This is a genomic window from Thermodesulfobacteriota bacterium (genome assembly GCA_026415035.1).
Classification (GTDB): Bacteria; Desulfobacterota; BSN033; order BSN033; family UBA1163; genus RBG-16-49-23.
The window spans coordinates 25,162-31,753 of the sequence record JAOAHX010000028.1; the positions used below are offsets into that span (position 1 = coordinate 25,162).

The 6,592-nt window shown below is 58.2% G+C and carries 7 protein-coding genes; 6 read left to right on the plus strand and 1 reads right to left on the minus strand.

The features are described from left to right. Positions 1–16: 16 nt before the first annotated feature. Genes N3G78_13225 through cysS form a run of 5 tightly spaced genes read left to right on the plus strand, consistent with a single transcriptional unit; the run spans position 17 to position 5,119 of the window. Positions 17–982: a PIN domain-containing protein gene (locus N3G78_13225; GenBank protein MCX8118874.1), complete on the plus strand. Its 966-nt coding sequence runs from the start codon at positions 17–19 to the stop codon at positions 980–982. Between the two features lie 28 nt (positions 983–1,010). Continuing rightward, a complete protein-coding gene (ispD, locus tag N3G78_13230) occupies positions 1,011–1,721 on the plus strand; it encodes a 2-C-methyl-D-erythritol 4-phosphate cytidylyltransferase (GenBank protein ID MCX8118875.1) in 711 nt (236 codons plus the stop codon). After that, a complete protein-coding gene (gene ispF / locus N3G78_13235) occupies positions 1,718–2,197 on the plus strand; it encodes a 2-C-methyl-D-erythritol 2,4-cyclodiphosphate synthase (protein ID MCX8118876.1) in 480 nt (159 codons plus the stop codon). Before ispD ends, ispF begins: the two co-directional genes overlap by 4 nt. Then, the gene (gene gltX / locus N3G78_13240) at positions 2,197–3,663 is read left to right on the plus strand and encodes a glutamate--tRNA ligase (protein ID MCX8118877.1); all 1,467 of its coding nucleotides are present in this window, start codon (positions 2,197–2,199) and stop codon (positions 3,661–3,663) included. Before ispF ends, gltX begins: the two co-directional genes overlap by 1 nt. Further along, positions 3,644–5,119, plus strand: a complete 1,476-nt coding sequence (gene cysS / locus N3G78_13245) for a cysteine--tRNA ligase (protein MCX8118878.1) — start codon at positions 3,644–3,646, stop codon at positions 5,117–5,119. Before gltX ends, cysS begins: the two co-directional genes overlap by 20 nt. Here the strand turns inward: cysS and N3G78_13250 are convergent. Further along, entirely contained in the window at positions 5,112–6,086 is a 975-nt protein-coding gene (locus N3G78_13250) for an ROK family protein (protein ID MCX8118879.1), read from the minus strand. The two genes, cysS and N3G78_13250, sit on opposite strands and share 8 nt — an antisense overlap. A gap of 298 nt (positions 6,087–6,384) precedes the next feature. Between N3G78_13250 and N3G78_13255 the strand changes: the two genes are divergently transcribed. Continuing rightward, on the plus strand, positions 6,385–6,592 hold a 208-nt coding region (locus tag N3G78_13255), incomplete at its 3' end, for a hypothetical protein (protein MCX8118880.1).

Genomic DNA, 6,592 nt, shown 5'->3' on the forward strand with positions numbered 1-6,592 from the left:
CCCTGGAAAAGGCCCGTTGGGATTCCTAACGGGGTTGGTTCCGGCCGGCTTAGCGCTCCTCTTGGAGAGACAACTGACCAAAACCTCCTTGAGAACCCTCCTCGGAGGGGTGGCCGGGTTCGTATCAGGCCTCCTCATGGCCATTCTCCTCAGGTATACCTTCTCCCCTTTTCTTGAAAGGATTCCTTCGATCGCCCTTCCCTTGTACGGGTTGTTCATCGTTTTATCGGGGTATATCGGAGTCTTAACCGGTCTGAAGAGGATGCCGGAACTTCCCCTCCCCATCAGGTTCCCCGAAAAGTCCTCTTTTGAGAAGACCGGAGTCCCCCAGGGGATTCCCAAAATCCTCGACACGAGCGTGATCATCGATGGCCGGATTGCCGATATCGCGGAGACAGGCTTTTTGGAAGGGCCGCTGCTCATCCCCCAATTTATCCTGGGCGAGCTCCAGCACATCGCCGACTCCCATGACCCCCTGAAGAGGACTCGAGGGAGGAGGGGACTCGAAATCCTTCAGCATCTCCAGAAACAGGTGAACGTGGACGTTCGGATCGTCGAAACGGATTACGCCTCGGCCAGAGAGGTCGATGCGAAGCTGATCGAGTTGGCCAAGGAGGTTCACGGGAAGATCATCACCAACGACTCCAACCTCAACAAGGTCGCAGGCCTTCAGGGCATCGAGGTGCTCAACATCAACGCCCTGGCCAATTCGCTGAAGCCCATCGTCCTGCCCGGCGAGGAGATCAATGCCAAAATCGTGAAGGAAGGAAAAGAGATGGGGCAGGGCGTGGCCTACCTCGATGACGGCACGATGATCGTGGTCGACAACGGAAAGAAGCAGATCGGAAAGAACATCGACGTCGTCGTCACCAGCGTCCTCCAGACGCCCGCAGGGAGGATGATCTTCGCCCGCCTCAAGGAAGAGGCCTCACGGGACAGCCGGGGAAGGGAATTGGACTATCCCTTGGACAGCGAATTTTGAGACGAGCCCTCCCCTCTCGCTTAAGAGGATGAAAGCTGACGCCATCATCGTCTCCGCAGGCCAAGGCCTGAGATTCATGGCGGGAAGGAAGAAGCAGTTCTTCTCTCTCGGAGGGAAACCCCTGCTCGCCCACACGCTGGCCCCCTTCGAGGCCTCTCCCCTCGTGCGCGGGATTTACCTCGTGGTGGGAGGAGAGGACATCGAATACTGTCAGAAGGAGATCGTCGAACCCTATCATTACACGAAGATCGCCAAGATCCTTCCCGGTGGCCCCGAAAGGCAGGACTCGGTCAGAAACGGATTGGAAGCCCTGCCTCCGGATGCCGACCTGGTCGTCATCCACGACGGGGTCAGGCCTTTTGTGAGCCGGGAGATGATCGAAGAGTCGATCCGTTCAGCCATCCGGTTCGGCGCGGCCATCGTCGCCATCCCGGTGAAGGACACCATTAAAATGGTCCATCCGGAAGGAACCGTCCTGAAGACCCTCGAAAGGGAATTCCTCTATCAGGCCCAGACCCCTCAAACCTTCCGGACCGATCTCATCAAGGAGGCCTATCAGAAGGCGAAGGAGGAGGGTTACACGGGGACGGACGACGCCTCCCTGGTCGAGCGATTCGGAAAGAAGGTCTACCTCCTGCCCGGATCTTACACCAACATCAAAATTACCACGCTGGAAGACCTCCTCCTCGCCGAACTTCTGCTCCAGCGGAAAGATCTGCCCGGGGGAGAGATGGGATGAGAATCGGTTTCGGTTACGATGTCCATCCCCTGGTACCCAACCGGCCCCTCATCCTCGGAGGAGTCCGCATCCCCTACCTCTACGGACTTCAGGGCCATTCCGATGCCGATGCCCTCATCCACGCCATCTGCGATGCCTTGCTGGGCGCCATCGGAGAGGGAGACATCGGAAGGCACTTTCCCGATACCGATCCCCAGTACAAGGACATCAAGAGCACCCTCCTCTTAAGAAACGTCATGGCGAAGGTGAGGGAAAAGGGGTTTCAGGTCCTCCATATTGACACCACCATCGTGGCTCAGAGGCCTAAGCTGATCGACTTCCTTCCCAGGATGGTGGCCGAGATTGCCCAGACCCTCGAGATCGATCCCTCCCGGGTCAATGTGAAGGCCACCACCACCGAAGGGCTGGGTTTCGCAGGACGGGGCGAGGGCATCGGGGCCTATGCGGTCGCCCTGCTGGAGGAGAAGACGATCTAATGGCCTCTGCCGTCCGCGTCCGGTTCGCCCCTGCTCCCACAGGCCTTCTCCACATCGGAAATGCCAGGACAGCCCTTTACAACTACCTCTTCGCTCGGAAAGAGAAAGGGACGTTCATTTTGAGGATCGAGGACACGGATGCTGAACGATCCACCGAAGCCTCCATCGAGGCCATCCTCGAAGATCTCCGATGGCTCGGGATCGATTGGGAGGAGGGGCCCGATGTCGGCGGCCCCCGGGGGCCCTACCGTCAATCCATGCGAGTCTCCCTCTATCGCGATTACGCGGAACAACTCTTCAGAGAGGGCAAGGTCTATAAATGTTTCTGCCCTCCCGAGAGGCTCGAAGCCCTCCGAAAGGAGCAGCTCTCCAAAGGGGTGATGCCAAGATATGACGGAAGGTGCCGAACCCTCACAAAGGAAGAGATCCTGAAAAGGGAATCGGAGGGAGACCGGCCGGTCCTCCGATACCGTGTGGAGAGAGGGACCATCGTCTTCGAAGACCTCCTCCACGGTCGGATGAGTTTCGATGCCTCGGGGATCGGAGACTTCATCCTGGTCCGTTCCGACGGAATGGCAGCCTACAATTTCGCCTGCGTCATCGATGACCACCTGATGGAGATCTCCCATGTGATCCGCGGGGACGATCACCTCTCCAACACGCCCAGGCAGATCCTGATCTACCGGGCCTTCGGGTGGCAACCACCCCTCTTCGCCCACCACCCCCTGATCCTCGGCCAAGACCGCTCGCCGTTGAGCAAACGGCACGGGGCCACCGCGGTCTCGCAGTACCGCGAGGAGGGTTTCCTGCCAGAGGCCCTTCTCAATTACCTCGTCCTCCTCGGCTGGTCGGGTCCCTCCAAAGAGGAGATCCTCTCGATCGAGCAGATCGTGACCGCCTTCAACATCTCTGGCCTTTCGAGGAATGCTCCCATCCATTCCCGGAAAAAATTGGAGTGGCTCAACAGCCACTATATCCGGAGGATGAGCCCCGAACAGCTCGCCTTTCATCTTCTCCCCTACCTTGAAAAGGCCGGGATTGACCTTAAGAGCCTTGACCAAACCTTTCTCGGCCGGGTCTGCCACCTCTTGAGGGAGAACCTCTTCCTCCTCTCCCAGGTGGAGGACTATCTCGGGATCTTCTTCGACAAAAAGTTCGCCTTTGACGAGGAGGCCAAGGCCTTGCTTTCCTCGGCCGATAAGGGCGATCTCCTCCGCACGGTCTTTCAGGCGATCCAGGATTGGCCCGAGATCTCCGAGGTCACCGTCTCCTCCTTGTTTCGACACCTCGAGGAGGTCACCGGTCAGAAGGGAAAAGGGCTTTACGGCCTTTTGCGGGCCGCCATAACCGGAAAGATGAAGGGCCCTGAACTTGCCAAGATCCTGCCTCTCCTCCAAAAGGAGAGCATCCTCAAACGCCTTCAAAGGGCGATGGAGCTCACAAGACATGGCGATTCGAATCTATAACACCCTGACAGGGAAGAAAGAGGAATTCCAACCCCTCGTGGAAAACCGGGTGGGAATGTATGCCTGTGGCGTGACGGTCTACGATCTCTGCCATATCGGCCATGCCCGTTCGGCCATCGTCTTCGACGTCATCTATCGCTATCTTCGGTACAAGGGCTATGAGGTCATCTTCGTCAGGAACTTCACCGACATCGACGACAAGATCATCAAAAGGGCCCTTGAGGAAGGGGTCAGCTGCGAAGCGATCGCAGAAAGGTACATCGAGGCCTTCTACAGGGATATGGGCCAACTGGGCCTCGAGAGACCGACCTTCGAACCCAGGGCGACCGATCACATCCCCGGCATGATCCGTCTCATCGGCCTCCTCATCGAGAAAGGGTTCGCCTACCAGAGCAACGGAGACGTCTATTTCTCGGTCGGGAAATTTAAGGATTATGGAAAGCTTTCCAAACGGAACCTCGAAGAGATGCAGGCGGGCGCCCGCGTCGAGGTCGATGAGAAGAAGGCAAACCCCCTGGACTTCGCCCTCTGGAAGGCGAGCAAACCCGGGGAACCTTCATGGACAAGCCCATGGGGAGAGGGAAGGCCAGGCTGGCATATCGAATGCTCGGTCATGAGCCAGGCTTACCTCGGCGAGACCCTCGACATCCACGGCGGAGGAAAAGACCTCATCTTCCCCCACCACGAAAATGAGATCGCCCAGTCCGAGGCGGCCACAGGAAAGCCCTTCGTGAGGTACTGGATTCACAACGGCTTCGTCAACATCCATAAGGAGAAGATGTCGAAGTCGCTCGGAAACATATTGACCATTCAGGAGATCCTGAAACAGTGGCATCCTGAAGTGCTGCGGCTCTTCTTCCTCTCGCACCACTACCGAAGCCCTGTCGACTATTCGGAGGAAGGGCTTGCCCAGGCCAAAACAGGCCTGGATCGGTTCTACACGACCCTTCAGGCCCTTCAAGAAGCGCTCCAAAAACCTCTCCCCGCCACCCCGAAAAGGCACGCCCCCTCGGCGTTCGGCCAGCCCCAAAAAACGATCGAAACCTTTAAGAACCGGTTCGAGGAGGCCATGGATGACGATTTCAACACGGCCCTCGCCCTCGGCCACTGTTATGAGCTCCTTTCGTCCCTCAACAGCCTGCTCGACCGTTCCAAGGCAGAGCCCTCCGATTCCCTCCGAGACCTCCTCCGTCAGGGTCATGAACAGTTAAGGGCGATGGGAAAGGTCCTCGGGCTCTTTCAAGAAGACCCCCAGGTCTATCTGGAAAGGGAGAAACGGGAGGGGCTGAGGCGACTTGGCCTGGCCGAAGAGGAGATCCTCAGGCAGATCGCAGAAAGGGAGGAAGCCCGGAGGCAAAAGGACTGGAAGAGGGCCGATGAGATCCGACAGACCCTGTCATCGAAGGGTATTCTCCTCGAGGACACCCCGTCGGGCACCTTATGGAGGATCAAATAGGATTGGAAAAGTTCAGGGCGACATAGGCCGCTCCGATCATCCCGGCATCGTCCCCGCATTGGGCCCGGACGACCTCGACCCTCTCTCGCTGCCCACGCATCGCCCTCTCTTGGAGCACTTTTCTGGCCGTGGGGAAGAAATGGTCCCAGGCCGCGGCCACCTTCCCGCCGATGACGATTCGCTGCGGGTTGAAGAGGTTGGTCAGGTTCACCAGGCCCAGACCTAAATATCTGCCCATCGCTTTGAACACTTCACCGGCCCATTCCTCCCCTTCCTCGGCCGCCTTAAACACATCCTCAGAGGTCAACTCGGAGGGGTTTTGAATCCTCTCACCCTGAAGGCCTCTCCTTTCGAAGGCCTCGAGGGCCATCCTCCGGATCCCTGTGGCAGAGGCAAAGACCTCGAGGCATCCCTTTCCACCGCAACCACAGGCCGGCCCTTCGGGATCGAGGACCATGTGGCCCACCTCTCCGCCGTAGCCGTCCTGGCCTCGAAGGATCTTTCCCTCGATGACCACCCCTCCACCCACTCCCGTCCCCAAGGTGATCCCGCAATAGTTTTGGCAGCCCTTGGCTGCCCCGAGCCAGCCCTCTCCGAGCGCGAAGGCGTTGGCGTCGTTCTCGAGGACGAGGCAAAATGGGAGCCTCTTTTCGAAGAAGTCTCGAAGGGGAAACTGATGGAGCTCTGGGAGATTGGGCGGCTCGATCAAGATCCCCCTTTTCAGATCGACCGGGCCCGGAACCCCCAGCCCGATCCGAACCTCGACGCAGGCCCCCACGGAAACCTCGGAGAGAAGGACCTCGAGCTTGGAGGCCAGCTCCTCCATCATTCCGTAAGCTCCCTTCCGCCTCTCGAGAGGATACTGAACCCTTTTTTGGACCTCGCCGTTGGGGGTCACGACACCCATCCGGACATTGGTCCCACCCAAATCTATCCCGATCAGGATCAACGACATGGCACCTTTCATCGGGTCTCTACGGTCTCACTCTCTCCTCAGCCAACGGATCAGCGCATTCACCTGGGCGATGAGATAAGAGACCATGATGATCAGGATCACCAGAAGAAACGTATTGGTATTGACGACCCATAGAACATCCATTTTGCCCTCCTCTGCTCCATGGAACCCTTCGATGGCCTGTCGAGACCTGATGGCAGTATGTAAGGAGGGGACGACCATTGTCAAGATTGAAACCCCTGCCCGCTTCGCTTATCCAATTCGACCATCTCCTTGTTTCATGGTAAGATTTCTGATATAAAGAACCATCATGTTGGCCCGGGTCTTGAGCAGCGCCGTCTTCGGGATCGATGCCTACGTGGTCGAGGTGGAGGTCGATATCGCCCAAGGGCTACCCGCCTTCGCCACGGTCGGACTTCCGGAGGGGGCGGTCAAGGAGTCGAAGGACCGGGTCAAGGCAGCCATTAAGAACTGCGGTTACGAATTCCCCTCTCGAAGGATCACCGTCAACCTGGCCC

Excerpts from the sequence above, each read along its gene's own strand:
- ispD (MCX8118875.1), top strand. The coding sequence starts at position 1,011 with ATGAAAGCTGACGCCATCATCGTCTCCGCAGGCCAAGGCCTGAGATTC.
- ispF (MCX8118876.1), top strand. The coding sequence starts at position 1,718 with ATGAGAATCGGTTTCGGTTACGATGTCCATCCCCTGGTACCCAACCGG.
- gltX (MCX8118877.1), top strand. The coding sequence starts at position 2,197 with ATGGCCTCTGCCGTCCGCGTCCGGTTCGCCCCTGCTCCCACAGGCCTT.
- cysS (MCX8118878.1), top strand. The coding sequence starts at position 3,644 with ATGGCGATTCGAATCTATAACACCCTGACAGGGAAGAAAGAGGAATTC.
- N3G78_13250 (MCX8118879.1), bottom strand. The coding sequence starts at position 6,086 with ATGAAAGGTGCCATGTCGTTGATCCTGATCGGGATAGATTTGGGTGGG.